The sequence below is a fragment of the Methylacidimicrobium tartarophylax genome (assembly GCF_902143375.2).
In the GTDB taxonomy this organism is placed as follows: domain Bacteria; phylum Verrucomicrobiota; class Verrucomicrobiia; order Methylacidiphilales; family Methylacidiphilaceae; genus Methylacidimicrobium; species Methylacidimicrobium tartarophylax.
Genome location: NZ_CABFVA020000065.1, coordinates 92,396 through 117,928, shown reverse-complemented (window position 1 = coordinate 117,928; position 25,533 = coordinate 92,396). Strand labels below are relative to the sequence as shown.

General features: G+C 61.5%; 27 protein-coding genes and 1 tRNA gene. 7 read left to right on the top strand and 21 right to left on the bottom strand.

Going from position 1 to position 25,533, the window contains the following annotated elements; translation table 11 throughout:
- The first annotated feature begins 210 nt into the window (after positions 1–210).
- The gene (gene glgA, locus MAMT_RS05770; protein ID WP_142660031.1) at positions 211–1,644 is read left to right on the top strand and encodes a glycogen synthase GlgA; all 1,434 of its coding nucleotides are present in this window, start codon (positions 211–213) and stop codon (positions 1,642–1,644) included.
- A 178-nt stretch (positions 1,645–1,822) separates the two neighbouring features.
- On the opposite strand, the gene MAMT_RS05760 is transcribed toward glgA, so the two are convergent.
- Entirely contained in the window at positions 1,823–2,371 is a 549-nt protein-coding gene (locus MAMT_RS05760) for an NADPH-dependent FMN reductase (protein WP_178086936.1), read from the bottom strand.
- Between the two features lie 145 nt (positions 2,372–2,516).
- On the opposite strand from MAMT_RS05760, the gene ald reads away from it, so the two are divergent.
- The gene (gene ald / locus MAMT_RS05755) at positions 2,517–3,626 is read left to right on the top strand and encodes an alanine dehydrogenase (RefSeq protein ID WP_142660029.1); all 1,110 of its coding nucleotides are present in this window, start codon (positions 2,517–2,519) and stop codon (positions 3,624–3,626) included.
- 66 nt (positions 3,627–3,692) lie between these two features.
- On the opposite strand, the gene MAMT_RS05750 is transcribed toward ald, so the two are convergent.
- The 8 genes from MAMT_RS05750 to MAMT_RS05715 form a co-directional block, all read right to left on the bottom strand.
- Positions 3,693–4,391 (bottom strand): lipoate--protein ligase family protein, encoded by a 699-nt coding sequence (locus tag MAMT_RS05750; protein ID WP_142660028.1) that lies wholly within the window; start codon positions 4,389–4,391, stop codon positions 3,693–3,695.
- A complete protein-coding gene (locus MAMT_RS05745; protein ID WP_246186555.1) occupies positions 4,388–5,140 on the bottom strand; it encodes a dienelactone hydrolase family protein in 753 nt (250 codons plus the stop codon). Before MAMT_RS05745 ends, MAMT_RS05750 begins: the two co-directional genes overlap by 4 nt.
- 236 nt (positions 5,141–5,376) lie before the next feature.
- The gene (locus tag MAMT_RS05740) at positions 5,377–6,633 is read right to left on the bottom strand and encodes a Glu/Leu/Phe/Val family dehydrogenase (RefSeq protein WP_142660026.1); all 1,257 of its coding nucleotides are present in this window, start codon (positions 6,631–6,633) and stop codon (positions 5,377–5,379) included.
- An 18-nt stretch (positions 6,634–6,651) separates the two neighbouring features.
- Entirely contained in the window at positions 6,652–7,254 is a 603-nt protein-coding gene (locus tag MAMT_RS05735) for an anthranilate synthase component II (RefSeq protein ID WP_142660025.1), read from the bottom strand.
- 18 nt (positions 7,255–7,272) lie between these two features.
- Positions 7,273–8,754, bottom strand: a complete 1,482-nt coding sequence (gene trpE / locus MAMT_RS05730; RefSeq protein ID WP_142660024.1) for an anthranilate synthase component I — start codon at positions 8,752–8,754, stop codon at positions 7,273–7,275.
- Between the two features lie 58 nt (positions 8,755–8,812).
- Positions 8,813–9,433, bottom strand: coding sequence for an energy transducer TonB (locus MAMT_RS05725; protein WP_142660023.1), 621 nt, complete (start codon positions 9,431–9,433; stop codon positions 8,813–8,815).
- On the bottom strand, positions 9,420–9,920 hold the full coding sequence (locus tag MAMT_RS05720) for an ExbD/TolR family protein (RefSeq protein WP_142660022.1): 501 nt from the start codon (positions 9,918–9,920) through the stop codon (positions 9,420–9,422). Before MAMT_RS05720 ends, MAMT_RS05725 begins: the two co-directional genes overlap by 14 nt.
- Positions 9,921–9,950: 30 nt before the next feature.
- The gene (locus MAMT_RS05715) at positions 9,951–10,478 is read right to left on the bottom strand and encodes a MotA/TolQ/ExbB proton channel family protein (RefSeq protein WP_246186554.1); all 528 of its coding nucleotides are present in this window, start codon (positions 10,476–10,478) and stop codon (positions 9,951–9,953) included.
- Positions 10,479–10,485: 7 nt separating this feature from the next.
- Here MAMT_RS05715 and MAMT_RS11330 point away from each other — a divergent pair, with 7 nt between their 5' ends.
- Together MAMT_RS11330 and MAMT_RS05710 are read left to right on the top strand one after the other, a co-directional pair.
- Entirely contained in the window at positions 10,486–10,710 is a 225-nt protein-coding gene (locus tag MAMT_RS11330; protein ID WP_178086927.1) for a hypothetical protein, read from the top strand.
- A 215-nt stretch (positions 10,711–10,925) separates the two neighbouring features.
- A complete protein-coding gene (locus tag MAMT_RS05710; protein ID WP_142660020.1) occupies positions 10,926–11,699 on the top strand; it encodes an HAD family hydrolase in 774 nt (257 codons plus the stop codon).
- Between the two features lie 13 nt (positions 11,700–11,712).
- Here MAMT_RS05710 and MAMT_RS05705 read toward each other — a convergent pair whose 3' ends face one another.
- The 4 genes from MAMT_RS05705 to MAMT_RS05690 form a co-directional block, all read right to left on the bottom strand.
- Positions 11,713–12,861, bottom strand: a complete 1,149-nt coding sequence (locus tag MAMT_RS05705) for a glycosyltransferase family 4 protein (protein ID WP_142660019.1) — start codon at positions 12,859–12,861, stop codon at positions 11,713–11,715.
- Between the two features lie 52 nt (positions 12,862–12,913).
- Positions 12,914–13,648: a class I SAM-dependent methyltransferase gene (locus tag MAMT_RS05700; protein WP_142660018.1), complete on the bottom strand. Its 735-nt coding sequence runs from the start codon at positions 13,646–13,648 to the stop codon at positions 12,914–12,916.
- Positions 13,645–14,340, bottom strand: a complete 696-nt coding sequence (locus MAMT_RS05695) for a class I SAM-dependent methyltransferase (RefSeq protein ID WP_142660017.1) — start codon at positions 14,338–14,340, stop codon at positions 13,645–13,647. Before MAMT_RS05695 ends, MAMT_RS05700 begins: the two co-directional genes overlap by 4 nt.
- A 64-nt stretch (positions 14,341–14,404) precedes the next feature.
- A complete protein-coding gene (locus MAMT_RS05690; protein WP_246186553.1) occupies positions 14,405–15,727 on the bottom strand; it encodes a mechanosensitive ion channel family protein in 1,323 nt (440 codons plus the stop codon).
- Positions 15,728–16,026: 299 nt separating this feature from the next.
- Here MAMT_RS05690 and MAMT_RS05685 point away from each other — a divergent pair, with 299 nt between their 5' ends.
- Positions 16,027–16,917 (top strand): bestrophin family protein, encoded by an 891-nt coding sequence (locus tag MAMT_RS05685; protein WP_142660016.1) that lies wholly within the window; start codon positions 16,027–16,029, stop codon positions 16,915–16,917.
- Positions 16,918–17,010: 93 nt separating this feature from the next.
- Here the strand turns inward: MAMT_RS05685 and MAMT_RS05680 are convergent, their stop codons facing one another.
- The 4 genes from MAMT_RS05680 to MAMT_RS05665 all read right to left on the bottom strand — a co-directional run bounded on the left by MAMT_RS05680 (position 17,011) and on the right by MAMT_RS05665 (position 19,684).
- Positions 17,011–18,477, bottom strand: a complete 1,467-nt coding sequence (locus tag MAMT_RS05680; protein ID WP_142660015.1) for a tetratricopeptide repeat protein — start codon at positions 18,475–18,477, stop codon at positions 17,011–17,013.
- A gap of 57 nt (positions 18,478–18,534) precedes the next feature.
- Positions 18,535–18,610: transfer RNA gene (locus tag MAMT_RS05675), tRNA-Lys, on the bottom strand.
- Positions 18,611–18,692: 82 nt separating this feature from the next.
- Positions 18,693–19,271, bottom strand: a complete 579-nt coding sequence (locus tag MAMT_RS05670) for a rhodanese-like domain-containing protein (protein WP_142660014.1) — start codon at positions 19,269–19,271, stop codon at positions 18,693–18,695.
- Positions 19,268–19,684 (bottom strand): secondary thiamine-phosphate synthase enzyme YjbQ, encoded by a 417-nt coding sequence (locus tag MAMT_RS05665; protein WP_142660013.1) that lies wholly within the window; start codon positions 19,682–19,684, stop codon positions 19,268–19,270. Before MAMT_RS05665 ends, MAMT_RS05670 begins: the two co-directional genes overlap by 4 nt.
- A 191-nt stretch (positions 19,685–19,875) precedes the next feature.
- Between MAMT_RS05665 and MAMT_RS05660 the strand changes: the two genes are divergently transcribed.
- Together MAMT_RS05660 and MAMT_RS05655 are read left to right on the top strand one after the other, a co-directional pair.
- On the top strand, positions 19,876–21,183 hold the full coding sequence (locus MAMT_RS05660) for an APC family permease (RefSeq protein WP_142660012.1): 1,308 nt from the start codon (positions 19,876–19,878) through the stop codon (positions 21,181–21,183).
- Complete coding sequence (locus tag MAMT_RS05655) at positions 21,180–22,289, top strand: hypothetical protein (RefSeq protein WP_142660011.1); 1,110 nt, start codon at positions 21,180–21,182, stop codon at positions 22,287–22,289. The genes MAMT_RS05660 and MAMT_RS05655 overlap by 4 nt, the downstream gene beginning before the upstream one ends.
- Here the strand turns inward: MAMT_RS05655 and MAMT_RS05650 are convergent.
- The 4 genes from MAMT_RS05650 to ruvC are packed head-to-tail and all read right to left on the bottom strand — an operon-like array spanning position 22,246 to position 25,515.
- Entirely contained in the window at positions 22,246–23,331 is a 1,086-nt protein-coding gene (locus MAMT_RS05650; RefSeq protein ID WP_246186552.1) for a serine hydrolase domain-containing protein, read from the bottom strand. The two genes, MAMT_RS05655 and MAMT_RS05650, sit on opposite strands and share 44 nt — an antisense overlap.
- Positions 23,332–23,387: 56 nt before the next feature.
- Complete coding sequence (gene ruvB / locus MAMT_RS05645; protein ID WP_142660009.1) at positions 23,388–24,416, bottom strand: Holliday junction branch migration DNA helicase RuvB; 1,029 nt, start codon at positions 24,414–24,416, stop codon at positions 23,388–23,390.
- Positions 24,413–25,024 carry a Holliday junction branch migration protein RuvA gene (ruvA, locus tag MAMT_RS05640; protein WP_178086935.1) on the bottom strand — a complete coding sequence of 204 codons (612 nt, stop codon included), beginning with the start codon at positions 25,022–25,024 and terminating at the stop codon, positions 24,413–24,415. The genes ruvB and ruvA overlap by 4 nt, the downstream gene beginning before the upstream one ends.
- Complete coding sequence (ruvC, locus tag MAMT_RS05635; protein ID WP_142660007.1) at positions 25,021–25,515, bottom strand: crossover junction endodeoxyribonuclease RuvC; 495 nt, start codon at positions 25,513–25,515, stop codon at positions 25,021–25,023. Before ruvC ends, ruvA begins: the two co-directional genes overlap by 4 nt.
- Positions 25,516–25,533: the final 18 nt, after the last annotated feature.

Genomic DNA, 25,533 nt, shown 5'->3' with positions numbered 1-25,533 from the left:
GACACGGCCGCCGGTGACCTAACCGCCATTTCGCACAAATTTCGTGGCCGAGGCGCCGCAAATGGGTTTGGATGCGAGGCGCGGCGCCGGTTTTCCACCGGGGCTGTATGAGGACATACTGCAAGGATGGAAAACCAAGCCCAACAAAGCAGACAAGCCCATTGTGCAAGCCGCAGGAGAAAGCTTGTGGGAAATGGCGGTTAAGCCCGAATGAATCTCCTCTTTGCCGCAACCGAGCTTTCCCCCTATGCAAAGACGGGCGGACTTGCCGATGTGCTGGCCGCCCTCCCCGTTGCCCTGCGCCGGCGAGGGCACTCCGTTGCCTGCGTGCTCCCTCTCTTCCGGTCGATCCGTGAAACCATCCCGGAGCTAAGGCCCACCGACCTCGTCCTTCACGCCCCCTTGGGTCCTGGCCTGCAGAGCGCCCGCATCTGGGAAGGTCGGACCGACCGGGAGATTCGCCTTTTCCTCGTCGAAAAGGACGAGTTCTTCGACCGGACCTATCTTTATGGTCCTCCGGGTAAGGATTACACGGATAATGCCAGCCGCTTCTTTTTCTTCTCGAAAATCATTCCGCTGCTCGCTCCCCACGTGCGGCCGACGCCGGAGATTCTTCATCTCCACGATTGGCACACCGGCCTGGCTCCCGCGTTCGTTCGCGCCGGACGCCTCCCTTTCCGGACGCTTTTCACGATTCACAACCTCGCCTACCAGGGCAACTTTTGGGGTTTGGATTTTCCCTTGACCAATCTGCCGTCCGACTACTTTTCTCCCGCCGGAATCGAGTTTCACCAGCACATCAACTGCCTGAAGGCGGCGATCGTCTTTTCCGACCGGCTGACTACCGTGAGTCCGCGCTATGCCCGGGAAATACAAACGCCCGAGTTCGGCTGCGGGCTCGCCGAGGTCCTGCGCGAAAGAAGATACAAGCTTTCCGGAATCCTCAACGGCGCCGATTACAGCCGATGGGATCCACGCAGCGACCCTGCTTTGCCCGCCCCCTATTCCGAGCACAACACGGGCGCCAAGCAGCTCTCCAAGGATCTGGTTGCCAAGCAGGTCGGGTGGGAGCCGTCCGGCGCTCCCCTCTTTTGCGTGATCTCCCGGCTCACCGCGCAAAAAGGGATTCCGCTTCTGATCGAAATCATCGACGAGATCCGGAAGGAAGAAGGCCGCCTCGTCGTGCTGGGAGAAGGCGATCCCTATTTGCAGGAGAGCCTGCTGGGCTTGGCCCGAGAGTTTCCGAAGAGCATCGCGGTCCAGATCGGATTCGACGAGGCTTTTGCCCGCCTTCTCCTGGCCGGCGCCGACTTCCTGCTCATGCCCTCCCTCTTCGAGCCGTGCGGCCTCACCCAACTCTACGCCCTACGTTACGGAACTCTTCCGATCGCCCGCGAAACCGGAGGGTTGGCGGATACCGTTGCCTCCTGGGATCCGGCTACGGGACAAGGAACGGGGTTTCTCTTCCAGGCTCCTGTCGTAAGCGCCTTTGCCGAGGCCGTTCAGCGGGCAAAAGCAGTCTATCGCGACCCTCCCTCTCTCCAAGCGATGCGCCAGGAGGCGATGCGCCAAGAGTTTTCCTGGGACCGAAGCGCAGCGGCCTACGAAGAGATCTACCAGCGACTACTCGGCAGGCCGGGGTAGCCGCCATTTCTCACAAGCTTTCTCCTGCGGCTTGCACAACGGGCTTGCCTGCTTCGTTGGGCTTGGTTCTCCCTCCTCGCAGTATGTCGTCATACAACTCCGGGGGAAAACCTGCGCCACGTCTCGCATCCAAGCCCATTTGCGGCGCCTCGGCTACGAAATTTGCGAGAAATGGCGGCTAACCTTTTTCCGGGGCAAGGCTCGCTACGAAGCCCAAAAATCCTTCCGCCTGCGCGCGCAGCCGTTTGATCGTCGCGGGATCTTCGATCCTCGCAGTTTTTGCCAGCAGCATCTCGACGTCCGAAAGCAGAACGGAATAGGGGTAGGGATGGGATCTGCGGTAGAGCAGATGATTCTGCATCTGCTCGACGGCTCGCAGGCCGCCGAAGCGGCCGCTCGCCGCGCCCACCAGGCAGATCGGCTTGCCTTCCAAAGGGCTGGGATGCGGCAAAAGATCCAGAAAGAGCTTCAGGATGCCCGGAAAGCTCCCATTGTATTCCGGAAGAACGACGACAATACCCCGTGCCTCTCCCAAAAGCGCGGCAAACCGGCTCACTTCCGCCGGCCTGTCGGCGTAAGCACGCGGGCTGCCGACCTCGATCGGTAGGAGTCCGAGGTCGATCGGACGAGCTTCCTCTCCCAGTTCGTGATAGAGACGGACCAACTGGGCCCCAACGAGCCTCGTCCGGCTTCCCAATCGATTCGTTCCGATCAAGATCGCAATCACGGCACGGTTATCGTGAGGGAGTTCTTTGCGGAAAGGCAAGCCAAGCTTCCCAAGCCCGGCCCTTCTCTCAAGGGAAAATCGGCAAAAAGACTTGTCGGCAGACGACCGCACTGCTTTGTTGCCCTCAATCGAAAGGACCGCAACCATGCGTATCGGCGTCCCAAAGGAACGGAAACAAGGAGAAAATCGAGTGGCCCTGACGCCTGCCGGCGCTCACGCGCTCGTGCAGGCCGGTCACGCGGTGACGGTCGAAACGGAAGCGGGGCTCTCGAGCGGCTTCTCCGATGCGGAGTACAACCGAGCGGGGGCAAAAATCGGCGATTGGGAAAGCTGCTGGCTCTCGGAGCTCGTCGTAAAGGTTAAAGAGCCCATCGAGTCGGAGATCCCGTTTTTTCGTAAAGGTCTCCTTCTCTTTTCCTACCTCCATCTGGCCGCCACTCGGTCATTGACGGAAGCCCTTGTCTCCCAAGAAGTCACCGCACTCGCTTACGAGACCTTGCAGCTTCCCGACGGGAGCCTACCCCTGCTCATTCCCATGAGCGAGGTCGCGGGAAGGGTTGCCGTCCAAGCCGGAGCGCACTTCCTGGAAAATGCGCAAGGGGGGTCCGGGATCCTGCTCGGCGGGGTGCCCGGCGTCCCGCCCGGGCGAGTCATCATTGTCGGAGGCGGCACGGTGGGCACGCAGGCGGCGCGGATCGCTTCGGGCATGGGAGCAGAAGTTCTCCTTTTCGATCAGAACGCCGTTCGTCTGCGATTTCTCGACGATCTCTTTGGAGGCCGTATCCGAACTGCGGTCGTCACCCCCTATTATCTGGAAGAGGAGTTCCAGCGTGCGGACCTCGTGGTCGGAGCGGTCCTCGTACCGGGGGCTCGAGCACCAAAGTTGCTCTCCCGCCAAATCATTCAGCGAATGAGGCGAGGATCCGTCGTCATGGATATCTCCATCGATCAGGGCGGCTGCGTCGAAACCGTGACCCATCCCACCACCCACGACAATCCGGTCTTTTCCGTGGACGGCATCCTCCATTATGCCGTGACCAACATTCCCGCGGCTGTCCCTCGAACCTCCACGATTGCGCTGACGAACGCGACTCTCCCTTGGATCCTCATCCTCGCTTCGGCAGGCGCCGCCGCCGCGAAAACCAATCCGGACCTCTGCTCCGCAATCAACACCATCGGCGGCGAAGTCAGTTGCCCAGGTGTCGCCGAGGCCTTCGGCCGGAAGGCGGTCGATCCCAAGAAGATCCTTCGCTGATCGAGCGACCGTTTCCCACAAAGTTCGTACCGAGGTGCCGCGAATGAGCCTGGAGGCAACCCGGCTTCACCGCCCTCGGTTCCACTGGTCTGTCGCGTAACGCTCCCGCTCAAGCTGCCGGGCAAGCCGAAGCTCCTCCTCGGAAAGGCGATCCGGCACGAGGTCGGCTTCCATGACTTCCGCGAACCCCTGGGGAAGAGCGGAAGCGATTCGGGAGCGATCGGCCGCTGTGGGCCAGAGGATGCTGCCCTGGTGAAGGAGCCCGTCACGAGTCCGCCTCTGGGCGCCGCCGGCAACCTTCTTCCCGTCGGCCATCACATCGAAACGGACCGGGCGGGCAAAGCAACGGGCCGAAGATCCAGGCTCGCTCGCGGTGGTCAATTCCGCAGAAAACCCGAGCGAGAGCAGGGCTTGGCAAACGGCGGCATGGAAAAGCCGGTACGCATCCGAGATCGAGAGGGAGGCGACGGGATGACTTCTCGGGACGATGACCGTGTAGGTCACGTCCGCCGCATGGTCGACCAGCCCCCCACCGGTCCACCGACGGACAAATGGTCTCTCCTCCGGCACTTCCTCCCAACTCTGAAAGTAGCCGATGCTTACGGCTTTGCCTTCCCATTCGTAGATTCGAAGGAGGGGAGTCGAAGAGGACCGCAGCAGAGCTTCATCGAGAGCCATATTCCAAGCGCGTCCGCCGGGACCATGCCGGAGGAGCCGCCAGCGAGACCGCACTCCGCCGGCCGAGGAAGGAAAGGGCTCCGTCATTTCTTTTCGCTTATGCGAAAGAGATCGCGCCAACCTCCGTCTTTTTTTCCCCCTTGCGCAAGCTGGCGACCGAGAAAGTTTGCCGCGATGTTCCACGCCGCCTCCGCGCTGACCGGATCGAAGCTCGGACTATGCGGATCCGCAAAACTCGTGCCCGCGGGGAAAACATGCAGGTCGAAGGGCTTGTGCTCCTCCTCGACGATCTTGCTGAACCGGAGCAGCTCCTCCTTGGGAATCGATGGGTCGCGATCTCCATAGATCCCACAGACCGGAACCTTGAGCTTTGCCATCTTCCCCCGATCGAGTTCGAGCGGACCATAGTACAAGACTCCCGCATCGATCCCCTTTGCCGTGAGGAGCATCTCGAGCACGAAGCCCGCCCCGATCTCCCAGCCCATCAACGCCACCCGGTCCGTCCGGAACCGCGGACTCTCTCGAACGAACCGGAGGCCCGCTTCGATGACGCGGAAGGACGATTCTCCGCGAAGGCTCCGTTCCAAATCGGTGGCGATGCGCACGTCCGACGGCACCTGTCCGTTGAAAAGATCTACGGCGAGAGCCACGAATCCCTGCCGTGCCAGACGGTCGGCGCAGAGCTTGATTCGATCGTCCAATCCCCACATCCCCGGTACCAGAACCACTGCCGCAATCGGAGGACTATCGGGAATCGACAGATAGGCCACGTCATCCGTCCCGAAATCGCTCAATCGAACCATCGCTCCACGAAGCGCAGGCTTGGCTGTTTCCACGACTTGAGAAGAGGGAGCCTCCGGAAGGGCCGCGGGCGCTAGGGGAGGCGCTTGTCCCGTTCCGCCCGGGGGTATCCCTCGATCTGCTGCTCTGTCCTGGCCAAAAGCGGCGATCGAGAAGAGAACGCTAACGAAGACAAAAAGGGATAGACCACGCACGGCCAAGAGAGTCACGCTGGAACGCGAAGTTCTTTAAGAATCCCATGATGTGGCTCTTGCGCAAGCAAAAAGAGAAATCAGGGGAAGAGGCCTCGAAGCCTCTTGGCCTCCGCCACCCGCTCGATCCCGATCATCAGGGCGGCCATTCGCATGGAGCTCTTTTGCTTCCCCACGCGCTTGAGAATCGTTGAAAGCGCCTCCTCGAGGATGCGGTAGAGCGCGTCGTACACCTCCCGCTCTGACCAGAAAAAACTTTGCAGATCCTGCACCCACTCGAAGTAGCTGGTGACGACTCCGCCGGCGTTGCAAAGAATATCCGGCAAGAGAAAGATCTCGGGGCGCTCCGCCAACACCTTGTCCGCTTCCGGCGTGGTGGGGCCGTTGGCCCCTTCCGCCAGAATGCGGCATTGAATTTTCCCGGCGATCTCCCCGGTGATCACCCGTTCCACGGCAGCCGGGATGAGAACATCGCACGGCTGAAGCAGGATCTCCCGGTCGTCGATCGGATCGGCTTCCGGAAATCCTCGGACTCCTCCATGGCGAGCCGCATGCTGCTGCAACGCGGCAAGATCGATCCCGTCCGTACGATGAATCGCTCCGGTTCGATCGGAAACGCCCACGACTCTCGCTCCGGTCCGAGCCAACTCGAGCGCGGCATGGGAACCCACATTGCCGAAGCCTTGCACGATCACACGCAGGGATGAGGGAAGCTTGCAGAGCTCGGCTGCCCGGTTGACCAGAAAAGCAACCCCCCTTCCAGTCGCTTCCCGTCGCCCGAGAGACCCGCCGATCGGGACCGGTTTCCCGGTGACGATCTCCGGCACGGCAAAGCCGGCATGGGTGGAATAGGTGTCCATCATCCATGCCATGACCTGTTCATCGGTTCCCAGGTCCGGAGCGGGAATGTCCGATCGGGCGCCGATAAAGGAGATGAGCTCTTGGGTGTACCGCCGCGTCAATGCCTCGCATTCCCGCCGGCTCAACTGTCCCGGATCGCAAGCGACTCCCCCTTTGGCTCCTCCGTACGGAAGCTGCATCAGGGCGCACTTCCAGCTCATCCACATCGCCAGTGCCGCGACTTCCCCCAGGTCGACGCTGGGAGCATAGCGAATTCCCCCTTTGGTCGGCCCCAAGGAGAGATGGTGCTGCACCCGGTATCCGCTAAAAACGAAAACCTCCCCTGAATCCATCCGCACCGGAACGGCAACCGTCACGAGGCGTTTCGGCCACTTCGTCCTCTCTCTTAAGTCCTGCGGAAGCTCGAGGAGATCGGCGGCCTGGTCGAACTGCTGGCAGGCCATCGCAAAGATAGGGTTATCCAGAAGAAAACGCATGCCAAGACCAACTTTCCCCTAGCCCGCCTTTGCCTGCCGGAGGGCGCGGGCTTCCGGACGTAGGGAGAGAAAGTTCTCCAGAATTCGTTTCCCTTCCCGAGTCAGAATCGATTCGGGATGAAATTGGACGCCGTAGATCGGCAGGGTGCGATGCTGCAACCCCATGATCTCCCCTTGGTCGCTTTCCGCGGTGATCCTCAGGCATTCGGGGAGGCTCTCCCGCTCCACCAGAAGCGAGTGATATCGGGTCGCCTCGAAGGGAGAGGGAATTCCAGAAAAGATTCCCTCGCCCCGATGGAGGATCGGTGAAGTCTTGCCGTGCATCAATCGGGGAGCGCGAACGACACGCCCTCCGAAGACTTCCCCGATACACTGATGCCCTAGGCAGACCCCGAGGATGGGGATCCGGGCCCCGAGCAATCGGATCACCTCGCAGCAGATGCCTGCTTCCCTCGGGGTCTTCGGCCCCGGGGAAAGAACGATCCAATCGGGAGCCAAGCCGGCGACGCCTTCGGCCTCCAGGGCGTCGTGGCGAACGACAACGGGATCCTCTCCCAGCTCTCCGAAGTACTGGACGAGGTTGTAGGTGAATGAGTCGTAATTATCGATCACCAAGAGCATCTTTGCCAACGATCGACGCTAACGAAGAGCGTCTGCTAGAGCAAGGGCCTTTAGCCCCGCCTTCGCTTTGCTTAACGATTCGCGATATTCCCCCCACGGCGTGGAGTCCGCGACAAGGCCTCCGCCCGCCTGAAGAAACGCTTTCCCTTTCTGGAGAAGGACGGTCCGGATCGCAATGCACGAGTCGAGAGTTCCCGAAAATCCGAAGTAGCCGACCACGCCCGCATACGGTCCCCGCTCGGTGGGCTCGAGCTCCGCAATGATCTGCATCGCCCGAACTTTCGGGGCACCCGTGACGGTCCCGGCCGGAAAAGTGGCACGGAGCACGTCGAAAGGATCCTTCCCCGGACGAAGTCGGCCTTCCACGCTGGAAACGATATGCAGAACATGACTATACCTCTCCACGACGAGAAAATCGGCCACCCGTACGGAAGCATAGGAACAGACGCGACCCAAGTCGTTGCGCGCTAAATCCAAGAGCATCACATGCTCGGCCCGCTCCTTGGGATCGGTCAGCAGCTCTTCGATGACGGCTTCTTCCTCTCGCGGATCCTCCGGCCGAGGACGGGTTCCCGCAATCGGGCGCATCAACGCCTTCCCCTCCCGGCACCGAACATGCACTTCGGGTGAGGAGCCGACTAAAGCAAGCTCCCCGAGACGCAGGCAAAACATATAGGGAGAGGGATTGACTAGGCGCAAGGCCCGGTAAAGATCGAGGGGGTCGCCCGCGAAGTCGATCTCCAGTCGCTGGGAAGGAACGACCTGAAAGATATCCCCCGCGCGAATATACTCGGCCATCTTCTCCGCCATCCGAACATACTCCTCCGGCTCCATGTTCGCCGTGAAGGGGAGGTCTGCCACCGTCCCCGGACGAAGAAGAGAAGGCCGACGCACTCCTTGGCTGAGTGCGTCTTGCATTGAGTCGATACGCCGCACCGCTTCGGCATAGGCCTCCTCGGGATCGCCCTGGAGCCACGCATAGGCGATCAGCTTGATCTTCCTTTCCTGGTGATCGAAGACCATCACCGTATCCGCCAGGAGAAAGAGGAGATCCGGGGTGCCAAGATCCGCGCGACGGGCGCGAGGGATCGTCGGTTCGAAGTAGGTCGCTCCCTCGTATCCGAGGAATCCGACCGCTCCTCCGCTAAAGAGGGGGAGTTCCTCGAGGCAGACGGGTTGAAACCGGCCCATCACCCGTTCCAGCTCACGCAGAGGATCGTCCCGGCACTCCGCCTCTTCCCTCCGGCCATCCCGGTGGTCGATGCGCGTCCGCCCTGCCTGGACCGTCAGCACAAGGAGTGGATCGACCCCGAGGAAAGAGTAGCGGTCAAAACGCCCCGCCTCCGCCGATTCCAGGAGGAAGGCAAAGGGCCGGTCCGCACCCAGCTTGGCGAAGGCCGAAACCGGGGTGTCCAGATCGGCAACGATCTCCCGGTAGACCGGGATAAGGTTACCCCTCTTCGCCAGCTCTAGGAACGCCTTCCTGCCCGGGGTGACCACAGACCAACGCTACCCACGCACGCTCTGAAGCACAAGGCCCGCGATGCGACGACCCACCCTATTTTTTGAGGACGAAGTTGACCGGCACATCCACATTGATCGGCACCGCGACCGGTCCCATCCGGGCCGGACGGAACCTCCAGCGGCGCACCGCATTGACCGCTGACCCGTCCAACTCGCTGTAGCCGGAACTCTGGAGAAGGTCGACCGACTCGGCCCTGCCGTCCGCAGTGACATGGACCCGCAGGATTACTCGTCCTTGGTGACCCGCCGATTTTGCGGAGGCCGGATACAAAGGGGGAGGATTCCGCAAATAATCGGGAACAGCCATCTGGACTCCCTTGGAGGGCACTCCGGGGACACCGGGCGCCGCCGCCGACTTCCGTGCTATCGGCCTCGGCTTGAGCACAGGCGGCTTAGGAGGAGCCGGCTTCACCTCCGGAGTGGGAAGAGCCATTTCCTCCGGGGGCGGAGGCGGCGGCGGAGTAGGCTCTTGCGGGGGAGGCTCCGGCGCGGGGGGTTCCGGGGACGGAGGCTCGGTAAGATCGACTTCCGTCGGGGCATTCCCGGCCTGCATCCCATACTCCATCCGCTGGATGAAGAAGAGGCCCACCACAAACAGGAGCGTGGCGTGGAAAAGAACGGAAAAGAGATAGCCGAACCAGTCATTTCTTTCCATTGTTCACCCCCTCTCCTGCACGATGCTGTTGAGGCTGTGCTGTTTGGCCGGCTGGTGCGGCAGTACCTGGTTGTCCAGTTGGTTTCGGCTTAGTCGTCTGAATGGCGATCCGGCTGATTCCGAGCCTGCGCCCCTCGTCAACCACCTGAATCACCCGCTCGAAAGGAGCGTCCGACTCCCCCGTGACAAAAACCTTGGGATCCGGATTCGCCGCCTTCAGCGCCGCGAGCTTCTTGCCGATGTCGTCCGCGGGTACCTTGTCCTTTCCGATCGAATAATCCCCGTTGGCCAGGACCGTCACGATCATCTGATCGTTGGGATTCTGGACCACCGTGGTCGTTCCTTGGGGCAGACGAATCGAGATGGCCTCGTTCTTGGTCATCGAAAGCGAGACGATCATGAACGTAGCCAAGAGAAAGAACATCACGTCGATGAACGGGATGATCTCAAGTCTCGGCCGATGGCGATCCTGTAGGACGACGCGCATGGGGCAATCTTCTTCCTTGGAACCGCCTCCCTAGGCAACCTGATCCAGCACCATGGCTTCCGACCCCTTCCGGGCCATCAGCATCTCGAGCCGCGTCGCGGAAGCCTCGACCTGCCTGCGCACACGCTCCGACCGAGCATTGAGAAAGTTGAGAGGCACGATCGCCGCGATCGCAACCCCCAAGCCGAAACAGACCGCCAGAAGCGATTCGGCAACCCCGCCGGTGATGGCCGCCTGCTTTCCGGCAAGCTCCCCTCCTCCGACGAGACTAAAGGCTCGCATCATTCCCGTCACCGTACCTAAGAGACCGAGCAGCGGTCCAAGGGTGACTGCCGTGTCGAGCACGACCAACCCCCGGTGAAAGCGATGGAGTACCGCATTCGCGCCTTCGGACAGAGCTTCGGTGAGCGAGGTGTCGCGATGACGCAATCCTTCTCCCAAGACCTGGGCGACCAGATCCTTGGAGCGGCTTGCCACGGAGACGGCTTCGTCAAGAGACCCTTGTTCCACCAACTCGAAGACGGTGCGTACCGCCTTGGGATCTTTTCGGAGGCTCATCTGAAAGATGAATATACCCCTCTCCACTAGAACGATCGCCGTCACCACGGCAAGGACCGCGATCGGCCACATGATCGGTCCACCCTTAGAGAAAAGCTCCATCAACATGTTCGTCTCCTTGCTTGTTTTCCTGCTCTACGGCCGCTTGCCGGCATTGCGGGTGTCGACGCCGTTCGCCGCTGTTGCGCTGCAAATCATTCTGCGGATTAAGTCGCTCGACTTGCTAATTTAGCGCAGGGGAGGCGAAAACCATTGTTACAATTGCGTGACATTTTTTGTCGGTCGTAATCCATTCCTGACGTGTGCGTTGCCTACTACCGATCGGACGAATCCGGCCGCAGAACCCGCATTTGAGCTCTTTCGATCGCCTCGTGAAGGACCTTTTGCACGCCATCCGGCTTGTGCTAAGAATCAGTGTGCGGCCGGCGCCTCTCGCTGGTGCGACTTATGATCCTACGGCTTGTCTGCACCGACTTCGACGGCACGCTCCTTCCCATTTCGGAGGAAGTCGACCGCTCCGTTTGTCCCGCCTTTTTTGCTCGCCTGCATCAACTCCGAGAGCAGAGAGGTGTGGTCTGGGTCATCAATACCGGCCGGTCGTGGGAAAGTCTGCAGCGCGAGCTCGAGCGACAACACTTCCCTTGCTGGCCGGACTGGGTCGTGCTCGGCGAGCGAGAAGTGTATCGGATCGACCGTCATCTTCCCATTCCCCACCGATCCTGGAACCAGCGCTGCTCGGATCTCCACCAGGAGCTTTTTACAGCCACCGCCCCTCTTTGGGAAGGGATGCGCGACTTTCTCCAGCACCAGACGCGTGCGATCTACCAGAGCGCCGAATGGTCGCCCGTGGAAATCTTGGCTTCGAATGCGACGGAAGCCGACCGGATCCATGAGAAGATCCGTGATTGGATCCGCCCGTTTCCCGAACTCTCCCTCCAACGCAACTGCGAGGGCTTTCGTTTTTCCCACCGGGACATTCATAAAGGCAGCGCTCTGGAAGCCGTGCAAAAGGAGATCGGCCTGGATGCTTCCGCCACCCTCGCCGCGGGCGACCACCACAACGATCTGCCCATGCTCGATCGCCGCTACGCCGCTTTCTTGACCTGTCCCTTCAACGCCATTCCCGAAGTAAAGGCTCGTGTGAGCAGTCAGGGCGGGTTCCTCGCGAGCCTTCCTGCCTCCGAGGGGATCGCTGAGGCGCTCACCCAGTTCGAGGCGTGAGAAGACACCCGCGTTACCCCCTTTTTCGGGTCAAGCAGTCTCGATAAACCGCGGCCGTCTTCTCGGCCGCCGTTTCCCACGTATAGGTCCTGGCGACTTCCACCGCTTGGGAGGCGAGCTTCTCCCTCGCCGCGGAGTTTCGGATCCATGCCTCCATCGCCTGGCTCGCCCCGAAGGCGTCCATCGGATCCTCGATCACGCTCCCGCCGTCCGGAGGAAGAATCTCCCGGGCCGGAACCCGGCTACTCAGGATGACCGGCAGCCCGGAAGCCACGGCCTCCAGGACCACGGTCCCGAAACTTTCGAAGCGGGAAAGGAGGACCAGGAAGTCCGCGGCCTTGAAATAGGCTTCCCTCCCCTCGGCGACCTCTCCGAGAAAGGCAACATCCTCTGTTTTCACGCCCAAGTCGGCCATCTCCGAAAGCCATCTTTCTTTTCTCCGGTCGTTCCCCATCACCAGAAGCCTGACCGGGCAGTTCTTCTTCCGAAGAACCCGAAGGGCGCGCAACGCGGTTCCCAAGCCCTTGTGTTCCCAGTAATTTCCCACAAAAAGGCCAACCGGGTCCGAGGCCTTCCAGCCGAAACGCCCCGCATGCCGCGCTCGGCTCGACTCTCGCTCGTCCCGGCTGGGAGGGGCAAACCGCCGAAGATCGACTCCCGGGTAGAGCGTCTCCACCCCTACCGGCCGCCCGGCCAACTCTGGGTATTCCGCCCTCAACCAGCGTACCGATTGATTCGAGTTCGCCAGGATCCACCGGAGCCGATCGGAGAGGAGCAGGCGTCTTTCGACACGACGATCGACCACCGTTCGCAGCGGCACCCCTTTCTTCCCTTGAATCTTTGGCCAGAGGGCGACCGGAGCGCCGAAGGTGACCACATCGGCAACGTCGAGCAATTCATGGGTGTGGATCAGGTCGAAGCCCTCCTCGACCGCCATCTTCCGGATCGAGAGAGAGAGAGAGAGGAGGGATCGCGGCCACTTTCGGAAGTCGATGCGGTGAAATGTAATCTTTCCCGTCCTATCTCTCCAGCGGGTGGCCAGGACGTGGACGTCAAATTCCCCGGATTCCGCCAGCCGATCGGTCACCTCGCTCGCAAAGAGCTCCGCACCTCCGGATTCCCCATAAAAGAGGCTGACGACGGCGATTCGAGATCGCTTCATCTTGCCGTGGATGTTGCGCGGTTTCCCGGTCTCGAGCTGGAACGCCTTCCCATCAGGCGGGCTTCGTTGCCCAGACAATGCATGTTCTGCCGACGAGGAGCGGCACCGAATTCACCGCCTTCACATGCGATTGGTTGCCGGCATCGATGGTGTGATGACGCTGCACCTCTCTCGAATAGGCGGCTCCCCCGAGAAGCCGCACCGGGAGATAGAGAAGGACCAGAGAGAGAAGAGAGGAGCGCTGCCAGCGGTCTACCGTGACGCCGATCTCCGTGAATCCCGCTTCCTCAAGGGCGTGGGCAAGATAGAAATAGTGCACGGGCGTGACGTGTCCATCGGTGTCGACGCGAATCCTCCGGGAGAAGGGGAGCGGACCAAAGAGGTTCCAAAAACCGAACCAGAGGAACCGGAGCCGCGACTTGAGGTTGAGAATGTTCGGGGTCGACAGGACGAGGATTCCTCCCGGCCGAAGCACCCGAAAGATCTCTCGAAGAAGCCGGCGATAGTCGTCGAGATGCTCGACCACCTCCGTGCAGCTCACCGCGTCGAAAAAGCCGTTTTCGTAGGGAAGCGGATCCTGATTGAGGTCGGCGACGTCCACCGTCTGCCCCGGGAGTTTCATCCATTCGGAAGTATAGTCGCAGCCGAAGCTCAACCCCTTCCATCCGGCCCGTAGCCGCCGAATGAGCTCTCCGGAGCCGCTCCCCACATCGAGATGGCGCCCATCCGGAGGGAGGTGGGATCGCAGCAGGGGAAGCACGGCCCGATAGATCGCCTCCGTACTCATCCCGATCGCCCCACGCCTTTTCTTGCGAGCACGATCAGGGTACTTCCGCCGAAGAGCACCGGAGCCGACTCCGTTTCCCTCCAGCAATACTTCTCTCTGCGCGCCCGACTCTGAAGCCTGCCGAAGCCCCAGAGGAGCAGACCGAGCGGGCCCAGAAAGAGGAGCTGCCTCCACTTGATCTTGTCGCGGAAGAGCCCGAGCAGGGAAAAGCCGTTCCAATCGAGTAGCTGACGGATCTCCACCCAGGTCATGAGATTTTGATGATCGAAGCCGCTGCCCTGTTCTGCGAAGGCCCGAGCTGAAATATAGCGGTAAAAGGCTCCTCGAACCAGGAAGTTCAACCGTTCTTCCAGATTGCAGATGTTCGGGGTGGAGAGAAGAAGATAGCCTCCCGGACGGCAGACGCGGCCGACTTCCCGGAGAAATTGGAATGGATTTTCGAGATGCTCGATGCCCTCGAGCGAAACCACCAGGTCGAAGAACTGGTCCGGAAAAGGCAGAATTCCATTTAGGTCGACCCGCTCCCGCCGGATCGATGGGTGGAGCCCGTCGGATTGCGCCAAGTCGAGATCGGCTCCCCAGACAGCCAATCCGTCGCGCTGCAACTGCTCGGCCATCGCCCCGGGCCCAAGGGGCAGATCCAGCACGCGCGCGCCGCTCGGTAACGCCAAGCGGCGTAGGAGCTTACGCACCTTGCGGTGGATTTCCGGTCGTGCCCGAGGCGCCAGCGGCCTTGTCTGCTGCTGGTCCCCCGGCCTATCCATCGAGAAGTTCGCTCCTGCTTTCCTTTGCGAGAGCTTCCCACTCCGCGCGGATTTTGGGAAGACATTCCGGATATCGCTCGCGGACAAATGCGATCATCTGCTCCCGAACCGCACAGCGCAGATCCCACGCTTTCGAGGAGTCTTGCGCGCTCACCAGCAGGCGAACGTTCATGGTTCGCTCGGTCGCCTGGGTGACCTGCGTCACCGCCACGCGCCCGTCCCAGAGCGGATTCTTCCGGCAGATTTCGATGAGGTATTTCCGCATCTCCTCCACCGGCATCGTGTAGTCGACGTAGACGTGGACGATCCCCAAGAGCTCGCTTGCGTTTCGAGTCCAGTTCTGGAACGGCTGATCGATCAAATAGGTAATCGGAAGAATCAGCCGGATCTGATTCCAGACGGCGACCACGACGTAGGTCAGGGTGATCTCCTCGATCGTCCCCCACTGTCCTTCCACGACCACCACGTCCCCCAGGCGCACTGGTTGAGACCAAGCGATCTGCAACCCCGCGAAGATGTTGCCGATCGTCCTCTGCGCGGCGAGTCCGCCGATCACACCGATGATGCCGGCCGAGGCAAGCAGGCTCGCGCCCAGATGGCGAACCTCAGAAAAGAGCATCAGCACCCAGGAGAACGTCAACAGCCCGATCACGAAGTAGAGCACCCGGGTGGCCACGCGCACTTGGGTGTGAAGCTTGCGCGAACGCAAATCGGCGGCCGGATCCACGCTGCGCGGGTGGTGACGCAGAATCCAGTCGCCCACTGCCGCCACGCCCTGCCCGCCGGCGAGGCCGACCAGACCAATGGCATAAATAGCCAAAACCCTATGAAGAATAAGCCGATAGAAGTGGTGGATCGGGAAGCTTTCGACGGCAATCAGTCCGATCGCGGGAGCAAGGAAATGGACAAATCGGGCAAGCCTGGGGAAGAGCACGACGGCCCACTCCCCGCGACCAATGCCGGTTTTCCGGCGGAGCCAAGTCAAGCCGATTGCCACAAACCGTGCGAGAAACCACCAGAAAGCTAAGGACCAGATGGCCTCTACCCCGACCACGATCGAGAGACGGGGCAACCCATGCCCGGTGAAATGGCGAAGATAGTTGGATGCCGCCAAGAGGATCATGACGGCAGAGGTCCCCCAGAGGCCCACCTCGACCGGGGGGAAGAGGGAGCTTAGGATTCCCTCCCGCCATCCCTCCGGCTCCTCGGGCGTCCGCCAGCGAATCGGCTTCCCCTGCCAACGCCCGACCAGCCCTCGCAGAAGCCCGCCCAGAACCAGCAGCGCCAGGGCGGCCGACAACTCGCCCAGAGGCATTTGTTGCCAATAATACCTTGGAGCGTAGGCTACGGCAGTCATGCAGGAAGCGGAAAACCGGAACGACAAAAAACGAAACCAGCGAAGCGAACGGAAGCAGATCGTCTTATCCGTTCAACTCGAATTAAGTTAATCTTCTCTACTTTGTGCCTGTCAAATGGTTTTGACGACCTCTCCGCGGACCGCTCGCTGAGGACTTTCCCGCTCCTGGTCCCGCGGGTATCCTTACGCGTCCATGTGCCTCCGGCAAGAGCCAGGCGATTGCATCCTTTCCCCAAACGGCGGACCGACGGGTGACCATGCTCAGCGAATTCGATCGCATCTGGCGGCGTAGTCTTTCCCCGATCCGCAAGCCGCTCTTCCTGATCCTGGTCCTCTCGGTTCTCGCCTATTTGGCCGATCTCCGAACCCGGGTCCTGAGATCCATCGCCATGCCGGACCAGCCGCTTGCCCTCATGGGAGCCTTGATCGGAGTAGTTCTCGCCTTTCGGACGAACCTGGCCTATGCCCGCTGGTGGGAAGCACGCATCCTCTGGGGTCAGCTCGTAAATGCGTCGAGAACCTGGCTGCGCCAAGTCAGGAGTTTTCTGGGCAGGGCCGATCCTCACGGCGTGGAGGACAGCCAGAGAGAGCTCATCCTGCTTCAGATCGCCTTCATTCGCGCTCTCCGTAGGGAACTGCACGGAGAAAAAGAGTGGACCGAGATTCTCCCCTTACTCCCTTCTCCGGAACTCGGGAAGAAGTTGGCCGGAGAACCAAAGGCGAGTTCTTTCGTCCTCACTCTGCTAAGCCGCCGCATATCGGAGAATTGCGCGGAGAAAGCCATTTCCGACTTCCAGTTCCTTGCCCTCGATCAGACCCTGACCCGGATGACGGATGTGCAGGGGGGCTGCGAGCGCCTCCGAAACACGCCCTTTCCTCGCCAATATGACCGCTTCTTGGAAATCCTGACCTACACCTACAGTTTCCTCCTCCCCTTCGGGATTGCCGACGAGACCGGAGCATGGGGCGTCGTCATCTCCCCGTTCGTCGCGCTCATCCTGCTGATGTTGAATCAAATCGGACGCAATCTAGAAAACCCGTTCGAAGACAAGCTCGACTCCATTCCCCTCACAGCCCTTTCCCACGATCTCGAACGGGAGCTCCTCCATGCATTCGAGAACCCGGATGCTGCGCGGCGGACAACGTAGGTTTCGCGCAAGCTCCTGGATGCTTTTCTGACCGGCCTCTCCCACGGATTTGCCCACTTAACGCGCAAGTCGGCAAACTCCTCGTTGATCTCTTTACCTCGTCTTCAGAGCCTGCACCAACTCCGTTCCTAGATCGGGATCCAGCACGAAAAGCTTGGGGAGAATCTCCTGGGCCCGTTCCATGCGGCCAAGCTCGACCGAAGTAAGACCAAGGTCCAGCCAAGCCCGTGCATCCCCTGGGTTGCGGTCGACCGCCCTCTGGAACGCCGTTGCCGCATCCTCCGGCCTACCAAGCCGGGAATAGACCTCTCCGATCCCCCGCCAGATCGCCGTATCGGCTGGATCGCTCACCTGCACTCGGCCCAGAGCCGCCAGCACCTCTTGCCGCCTTTCCAGGGCGAGATTGGCAGCCGCAACTCCCAGCCAGGCACGAGCGTCTTGCGGTTGGAGCCGGACCGCCCGCTCAAAAGAACCGGCCGCTTCCCGATATCGCTTCCGCTCTAAATCGACTCTCCCTAACTCGCACCACGCCTGCCCGCTCGAAGGACTAAGAGCGACTGCTTGCCGGAAGGCGGCGCTCGCCTCCTCCGTTTGTCCGAGATGCTGTTTCGCCAAGCCGAACCCGAGCCAGGCGCGAGCGTCGGACGACCTCCGGCGGAGCGCCTGCTCGAAAGCCGCAGCAGCTTTCTCGTAATTCCCGTGCTGCAGGAGGGCCCAGGCGACTCCCTTCTCGCCTCCCGTTTCCCTAGGGGAGAGAGGAATCAGTTCCTGAACCGCTTGTCCTGCCCCGGGAGTCTTTAAAGCCTTTCCGACGTCGACGATGGGCGTCGCCCCTGCTCTTTCCGTGGCAGTCTGGAGTGGCGCGACGGCTCCTTGCTTGGGAGACCCGGCGGCCGGCAGCACCGTGAGCTTTCCGATCGTTGCCACAGGAATGAGCAACTGACCCGGCTTAGCGCGCGATCTTGTCGTCGCCACTCCCAGGACTTGCCCTTCGCTTCCCACCACAGGGGCGCCAGGGTAGAGGCGCGCGACGGCCTCAGTCGCCACGAGCAAACGGCTCGGACCAAAAAGACTCTGCTCGGCGAAAGCCGTGCCGAGAGAGACGGCGTTTCTGCCCGCAAAACGACTCGGGATGATCGCAAGGAGTTCCCCCGGATGAACGGAAACGGAAGCGGCGACGAGAAGGAACGGAAGCCCCTCTGCGGCGAGTTGCAGCAGCTCCCGATCGTGCGCAGGGTCTCGCTCCAAAATACTCTGGACGCGCAAAACTCGCCCATCCGCCGCCTGCGCCGATAAGTCTTCGGCCTTCTTGCTTCCGTGGTCGTTGGTCACCAGCTTCCCGTCCGCCGAGACAAGAAAGCCCGACCCCGTGGCTACGACTTTCCCGGAAGACTCCTTCTCCAAGACCAGCAGCACGGACGGCTGCACCTTCTTCGCGAGGGCGATGGGGTCGAGGATCTGCCCAAAGGAGGATGCGGGCAGGATCAGAGAAAAGAGAAAAGAGTAGAGACCGAGCCTCCCGAGTTTCCACCCCTTGCTCCCGTCGCAGAGCGCAACCATGGCTCAACTGATACAAACCCCTCGCCTTCGTGAGGTTTCCCTCCCTCGTCCTGCTCTTGGTGCCCCGGGTAGGACTCGAACCTACGACCAAGTGATTAAGAGTCACCTGCTCTACCAACTGAGCTACCGAGGCAGATGGGATGGCGCTGTCGCAAATGAACACCTAGCCGAGAGGCCGCGCAAAAACAACTCTCTTTTGCACCCACCCGCGATCTTCAAAAGACGGGGCCACTCAAATCAAAAAGGGAAACGGAACGCCGATCCTTCTTCAGCAGTTGACCCCAGTAGGAATCGGAAGGATGTACGACGGTGACCGGCTTCTCGCCCCGGTAGAGGGGTCTTCCTTGGTTCGCCCACTTGAAGATCCCGCCTTCCAAATACTTCGCTTCCGTGTACCCGGCCTGCTGGAGCCGCCGCGTGAAGGAAGCCGCCCGAAAGCCGACGGAATCGTACACCACGATCCGTTGATCTTTCCGAAGCTCGTGCGAGAAGGATCCCACGCGCTCATTGGGAGAAACCCGAATTGCTCCCTTGAGATGGCTTACGTCATATTCATCGACCGTCCGCACATCGAGCAAGACAGGGCGCTCCTGGCGAGATCCGTCGAGCTCTTTGGCCAACTCTTCGGTGGAAATCGTCGGAACATCGGGGAAGCGGTCGCGGATCGCGGGCAATACCCGCTCCCAAGAAAGCTCGGGCGGAGGAGCAACCAGGCTGCAGCCGCACAGGATCATGCCAAGAACAAACCAGACCGCACGGAAAAGAAACGCTTGCGGTGGAATTTTCGCGCTCACTCCCCCACGATCTTTACGAGGACGCGCTTGCGCCGTTTCCCATCGAACTCGCCATAGAATACCTGTTCCCATGGCCCAAGATCGAGCCGACCTCCGGTGACCGCGACCACCACTTCCCGGCCCATGATTGTCCGTTTGAGGTGGGCATCCGCGTTGTCTTCGCCCACATTGTGTCGGTACTGGGAGTGGGGCTTCTCCGGAGCCAGCTTCTCCAGCCAGCGCTCCAAATCGTCGTGGAGCCCCTGCTCGTCATCGTTGATGAAGACGCTCGCCGTGATGTGCATCGCATTACAGAGGAGAAGACCCTCTTGGATACCGCTCTTTTGGAGACAGCTTTCCAGCCGTCCGGTGACGTTGACGAAGCCTCGCCGGGCCGGCAACTCGAACCATAGTTCCTCGCGAAAGCTTTTCATCCGACGGCAATCGGCTGCTTCACCGTCCGCTGAGCAGCCTGGAAGAGAAGCGCCGATTGGAAGTCTCCTTTTACCAGCGTTTTCGGCCTTTGCAAGCCCATCGGGAGCTTCCCATTGGCTTTGGATTGACTATCAGCCGCTTCTGCTTCTTTCCTGGAAATGGCCACTTGGCCAATAAGAGATGCCAGGGCATGGGACGCATTCCCCTTCTCACCACCGTCTTTCTTGTCGTCGGCAACATGGTTGGGACCGGCGTCTTCACCAGCCTTGGATTTCAACTGGAGAAGCTGTCGACCGGCTTCTCGATTGCTTTCCTCTGGCTTCTCGGCGGGATCGCGAGCCTCTGCGGAGCGCTCTCCTACGGAGAACTCTCGGCCGCCATCCCCCGTTCCGGAGGCGAATACAGCCTTCTGCGCCGGATCTATCATCCGGTGGTCGGTTTCCTGGCCGCCTTCCTTTCGTCGACGGTCGGCTTCGGGGCTCCTATCGCCCTTGCTTCCATGGCCTTCGGTGCCTACGCGTCCGCCGCCTTTCCCGGCTCCTCGCCAAGCGGGCTTGCCTGGGCGATCGCCACGTTGCTCACCTTGTTGCAACTAGGCCGCGTCGATCTCCGGGCTCGTTTTCAAGAAGCGGCAACCGGCCTCAAGGTTCTCTTGATCCTCCTGCTTTCCGCTTCGAGCTTCCTGCTCACCCAGGGTCAACCCATCTCCTTTGCTCCCACAGGGCCGGCGCTGCACGAAATGACCGGAGCTTCTTTCGCTGCAAGCCTCGTCTACGTCATGTACTCCTATTCCGGGTGGAATGCCTCGGTTTACATCGCCGAGGAGGTGCGCAACCCGCAACGAACCGTTCCCCTTTCGCTGGCGATCGGCTCGACGATCGTCATCGTCCTCTACGTGGCCCTCAACGTCGCCTTCCTCCATGCAGCGCCGATCACCCAGATGCGAGGGATCATCGAAGTCGGAATGATCGCCGGGCGCCACATCTTCGGAGAATCCGGAGGTCGGATCGTCGCCGGCGCGATCTCACTCGGCCTCCTCTCCTCGATCGCCGCCATGACCTGGATGGGACCGCGCGTCGCCATGGCGGTAGGAGAGGACTATCCTGCTCTCCGCTGGTTCGCTCATCGCAACCGGGAAGGCGTGCCCTCCCGCGCCCTTCTCTTCCAGTACGGCGTTGTCGTCTTACTCCTAGCGACAGGAACCTTTTCCCAAATCCTCACCTACATCCAGTTCACCCTCACCCTCTCCTGGTTTGCCACGGTTCTTGGTGTCTTTGTTCTCCGTTGGAGAGAGCCCCTCTTGCCCCGACCCTACCGCGCCTGGGGCTACCCATGGACATCCCTCTTCTTCCTCGCCGTCTGCCTCTGGATGCTCTGGGATCTTTTCTGGGCAATGCCCAAGGAATCTTTAGCCGGACTCGGCACTCTTCTCCTCGGATTACCGATTTACGCCCTGGTTCGGCGGAGCGCCCCGCCGAATTCCCCCACCTCGCCATGAAACCACCCTTGCGCCTGCCGTCCCTCGCACTTGTCCTGATCCTATGCTCGATTTCCACGCGTCACTCCTCCGGACAACCCCTGGCAGAGCCTACTGAGTTGGACGAAGCCGCTCGCTTCGTCGCCGGGCTTCCTCCCGGCCCCGGATCGCCCTTGGAGAACCTCGCCGCGCAGCCATCCTGGCAGGAGCATGCCAAGGAGATGGACAAGCTCTGGGAGTATTTCCGCCATTTCCAGCTCGACCCGATCCGCGAGTGGTCCGCCGAGTTCCTCGGGGCGGCTTCCTCGTCCACCAACCCGGTCTTCTATCCCTTTAGCGGACCCGATGCCATCTACCCGCGCTGCTTTTTCCCTCACGCCTCGACCTATGTCCTCGCTTCCCGGGAGGAAGCCGGGCTTCCCCCCTCCTTCTCGCGCCTGCAGTCGGCAAATCTCGCTCTGGAGCTGCCGCGCATCCGCCAATCCCTCCAATGGCTTCTCCAATGGAGCTTTTCCATCACCAAGGAGACGCGCCGGCTGACGGCCTCGTCCGTGCTGGGAGGGATCCTTCCGCTCTATTCGGTACTCCTGGTTCGGGACGGCTGTCGCCTCCTCTCGATCGAGCAGGGTTCCGCCGGACGCAGAAGCTGCCTGCTGTTCCAGGGAACGGAAGGGGAAGAGCATCGGCTCTACTACTTTCCGGTCAACCTGGAAGACGGTTCGCTCGCCGCTTCCGGACTCCCCCGCTACTTGGGGAGCATTCCCGGAGGACCGACCTTGATCAAGGCCGCTTCCTATCTACTGCACGGGAGTGCCTTCTCCGAGTTGCGCCGGCTGGTGCTCACCCGCAGCACGCTGGTCCTCCAAGACGATTCGGGGATCCCCGTCCGCTTCTTCCGCTCTGGATGGAATCTCCGCTTTTTCGGCCTCTACCGCGGTCCCATCTCTCTTTTCCGCGAGTTTTACCAGCCGGACTTGGCGGCGGCGACCGCACACGCCAATCCCTCGCCGCTTCCCTTTGGCTTCGGGTACCGATGGAAGCCGGAGGAAGCCTCCCTTGTCGTCGCCACCCGCACCCCGCGGCCTACCGAGCCGAAGAAGACGGCAAATCGGACTCCCCCGCGGTGATCGGCCGGGCTTCATAGATTCCCGGCAGCAACAGACGTAAGAAATCCGCGTCCGCAAACGAATCGCTATATCCTTGTCGGACCACGATCAATCCCTGGGATGGGATCGCATAGAGGCGCTGACCGTGCGAGCCGACTGCCGCCACCAGATCCGTCGGACCTCCGCGCCAAAGACAGGCATTTCGCCAATCCTGACTTCGCCAGGGGCGAGAAAGCATCGCCTCCACATTGACCTCACGGGCTCCGGGCCAGGCTGCGGCGCGATTGTTCCAAAACCCCATTCCAAAGGCCGAATTGACCGGCGAGCCCCGAAGCGCCTCCTCCAGAATCTCCGGAGGAACAATCGGCGCGCCGTGATGCACGAGGACGTCGCCGATGGCGGCCCATTGCCGCGCTCGCAGAAGAAAACCGGTCGCCAGGAGCGGATTCCCGGCGCCGTCTTCTAGATAACGTTGCCGGCCGAGACCCATGGGACGGAGCACGCGGGTTTCCAGGAAATGAGTCGGGTTCTCCTGGCGCGGCAGCAGGCGCCTTCGAAAAAACTCGTGAAAAACCTGGAGAGAAGCCGGCCCGTAGAGGAAGACTTGGCCGGGACGAGCCAGAAGCGGCAAGAACAAGGCTCGGGTGTTTCGATTTTCGATGGCATCGGTGTGCAGGAAAAAGGCAGGCTCAAGCCCGCTGGTGAAGTTCAAGAGCTCCCGGACGGTAATCCGCCGCTTGGCAGGATCGCTCCGCCACTCGACCAGCGTATCCGAAACCGGGGTGTCGAGGGACAAGATCCCCTCCTGGACGGCCCGTAACGCCGCCAGGATCCAGAAGCCCTTTGTGCCGCTGAAGATCCGCCGTGTGCCACCCCCAGGAGCGCCGCCGGCCTCATCCTCCCAACGGATTCTGCCCTTCTCCCACACGAGGAGAGCCGACCCGCCATGACGGGCGGAATAGGCCGATGCGGCCGCATATCCCCGGCCTTCCCCGCCGTAACCGGCTTCGGCGGACCGCAAGCCGAGTGCTGCCGCCGCAAGGAGCAGAAGCGACGCGCGCAAGAGGGGAAGCCGCTGCGAACGGCGGATCGATCCGCTGCAAGATAGTCTGCCGGCTTTCAGAAAAGCTCCGATTGATCGTTTTTTCCTCTTTCTGCGGACAGGCCCAGCTTTTCGTAAGCCCTCCGCGTCGCCACGCGTCCTTGCGGGGTGCGCTGCAGAAAGCCTTCCAGAATCAAATAAGGCTCGTGCACCTCCTCGATCGTTCCCGCATCCTCTCCGACGGCGACGGCCAGAGTACCCAAGCCCACGGGTCCTCCCTCGAACTTGTAGATGATGGTTTCCAAGAGCTTCTTGTCCATCTCATCCAGGCCGTCCGCGTCGATATCGAGCATCTCCAAGGCATGGTGCACCACGGACTCCGAGATCTCCTCGCCGGCCGCCCGAACGGCGGCATAGTCTCGAACCCAGCGAATCAAGTTATTGGCCAGCCTAGGGGTGCCACGAGAGCGACGGGCGATCTCCCAGGCACCCGACTCCACCGTTTCCACCCCCAAGATCCGCGAAGAGCGCCGAACCACCCGGACGAGATCCTCGGCGCCGTAATACTCGACCCGATTGACGAGTCCGAAGCGACCCCGCAGAGGGGCCGTCAACATCCCCGCCCGGGTGGTTGCCCCGAAGAGGCTGAAATGGGGGAGGCTCAGGCAGACGCTGCGGGCGGCGGGACCCTGGTCGATCACGATGTCGATTCGGAAATCTTCCATCGCCGGGTAGAGGTACTCTTCGACCGCCCGGCTCAGACGATGGATCTCGTCGACAAAGAGGATGTCTCCCGGCTCGAGACCACTGAGCAGGCCGGCCAGATCCGCCGCCCTCTCCAGCGTCGGGCCCGAGGTCAGCCGAAGATTAGCCCCCATCTCCTTGGCCAGGATATGGGCAAGAGTCGTCTTTCCCAGTCCCGGCGGACCGCTGAAGAGGAGATGCGGCAGGGGCTCCTGCCTCCGCTGCGCGGCTTCCACCAGGACCGCCAGCCTCTCCTTGATCCGTGGTTGTCCGACGAAGGCCTCAAGCGTGGAAGGGCGCAGGACCTCCTCCAGCCGCTCGTCCCGCTGCCCACGAACCGTCGCCTCTGGGCTCTCTTTCACCGGGCCGCCTTTCCTCCCGATCCCCGCAGGGCCTCTCGAATGAGCTCCTCCACGCCTGCGACCGGCAACCGCTCGCGCGCCTGGCGGACCGCCTTTTCCGCCTCGGCCTCTCGATAGCCCAGAGCAAGCAGAGCGAGCCGGGCGTCTTTCCCGATGGAATCCTCGCCCAACGGCTTCCGGACCGTGCCAAGGTCGGCGTCCACCTCCGGGAAACGATCGCGGAGCTCCACGATGAGCCTCTCCGCCGTCTTCTTTCCCACGCCTTTAATGCGTGAAAGCCACGCCTGATCCCCGCGCGCGACCGCCCCGCGCAACTCTTCCGGAGAGGCCGCCCCGAGAACCGAAAGCGCCGTTCTCGGCCCGATGCCGGGAACATGATCGACGAGCAGGCTGAAAAGGGCTCGCTCCTCTTCCCCGGCAAACCCGTAGAGCTCGATCCCCTTCTCCTGAACCTGGATGCGGGTAAAGAGCTGGACCTCCGCCGGAGGAGCGGGAAGCCTTTGATAGGAACTCAAAGAGACGAAGAGCTCGAAGCCCAACCCCTGAACCTCGAGGCAAACCTTGGCGGGGGAGGAGCGAATCAGCTGACCCCGCAGGTATCCGATCACAGAGATCTCCGCGAGGCGAGGGCACGTCTTCGCGCGGCGGCATGCGCCAGAGCCACGGCCACTGCGTCGGCGGAATCGGGCGGAAGGTTCTGCTGCAGGCCGAGAATGCTGCGGATCATGAACCCCACTTGGGCCTTCCGGCTGGCTCCATAGCCAGTCGCCGCCGTCTTTGCTCGGCGCGGGGGATATTCAAAGACCGGCACGCCGGCATTCGCCGCAGCCAGGAGGGCGACTCCCCGCGCGGCGCCCAACAGGATCGCAGTCCGGTGGTTCTGCACGTAGATCACCGTCTCGATCGCAACCTCTTCGGCCTTCTGCTCCACGAGAACTTGGCTGATGCGCCCATAAATCTCCCGAAGGCATTCGAGCTCGGACCTTTTCGCGCCCACGGCGATAACCCCGAAATCGAGCAACCGCTCACTTCCCGGAAGCAACTCGAGTACGCCGTAGCCCGTTCGTCGTAGGGAAGGATCGATTCCCAGGATCCGCACGTGATCCTCGTATTGAAG

Coding starts and splice junctions, on each gene's coding strand:
- glgA (WP_142660031.1), top strand. CDS start 211: ATGAATCTCCTCTTTGCCGCAACCGAGCTTTCCCCCTATGCAAAGACG.
- MAMT_RS05715 (WP_246186554.1), bottom strand. CDS start 10,478: ATGAGCCTCCGAAAAGATCCCAAGGCGGTACGCACCGTCTTCGAGTTG.
- MAMT_RS05710 (WP_142660020.1), top strand. CDS start 10,926: ATGATCCTACGGCTTGTCTGCACCGACTTCGACGGCACGCTCCTTCCC.
- MAMT_RS05735 (WP_142660025.1), bottom strand. CDS start 7,254: ATGCTCTTGGTGATCGATAATTACGACTCATTCACCTACAACCTCGTC.
- MAMT_RS05740 (WP_142660026.1), bottom strand. CDS start 6,633: ATGCGTTTTCTTCTGGATAACCCTATCTTTGCGATGGCCTGCCAGCAG.
- MAMT_RS11330 (WP_178086927.1), top strand. CDS start 10,486: ATGAATATACCCCTCTCCACTAGAACGATCGCCGTCACCACGGCAAGG.
- MAMT_RS05655 (WP_142660011.1), top strand. CDS start 21,180: ATGAAACCACCCTTGCGCCTGCCGTCCCTCGCACTTGTCCTGATCCTA.
- ald (WP_142660029.1), top strand. CDS start 2,517: ATGCGTATCGGCGTCCCAAAGGAACGGAAACAAGGAGAAAATCGAGTG.
- MAMT_RS05750 (WP_142660028.1), bottom strand. CDS start 4,391: ATGACGGAGCCCTTTCCTTCCTCGGCCGGCGGAGTGCGGTCTCGCTGG.
- MAMT_RS05660 (WP_142660012.1), top strand. CDS start 19,876: ATGGGACGCATTCCCCTTCTCACCACCGTCTTTCTTGTCGTCGGCAAC.
- MAMT_RS05685 (WP_142660016.1), top strand. CDS start 16,027: ATGCTCAGCGAATTCGATCGCATCTGGCGGCGTAGTCTTTCCCCGATC.
- MAMT_RS05680 (WP_142660015.1), bottom strand. CDS start 18,477: ATGGTTGCGCTCTGCGACGGGAGCAAGGGGTGGAAACTCGGGAGGCTC.
- MAMT_RS05690 (WP_246186553.1), bottom strand. CDS start 15,727: ATGCCTCTGGGCGAGTTGTCGGCCGCCCTGGCGCTGCTGGTTCTGGGC.
- MAMT_RS05665 (WP_142660013.1), bottom strand. CDS start 19,684: ATGAAAAGCTTTCGCGAGGAACTATGGTTCGAGTTGCCGGCCCGGCGA.
- MAMT_RS05720 (WP_142660022.1), bottom strand. CDS start 9,920: ATGCGCGTCGTCCTACAGGATCGCCATCGGCCGAGACTTGAGATCATC.
- MAMT_RS05705 (WP_142660019.1), bottom strand. CDS start 12,861: ATGAAGCGATCTCGAATCGCCGTCGTCAGCCTCTTTTATGGGGAATCC.
- MAMT_RS05700 (WP_142660018.1), bottom strand. CDS start 13,648: ATGAGTACGGAGGCGATCTATCGGGCCGTGCTTCCCCTGCTGCGATCC.
- MAMT_RS05725 (WP_142660023.1), bottom strand. CDS start 9,433: ATGGAAAGAAATGACTGGTTCGGCTATCTCTTTTCCGTTCTTTTCCAC.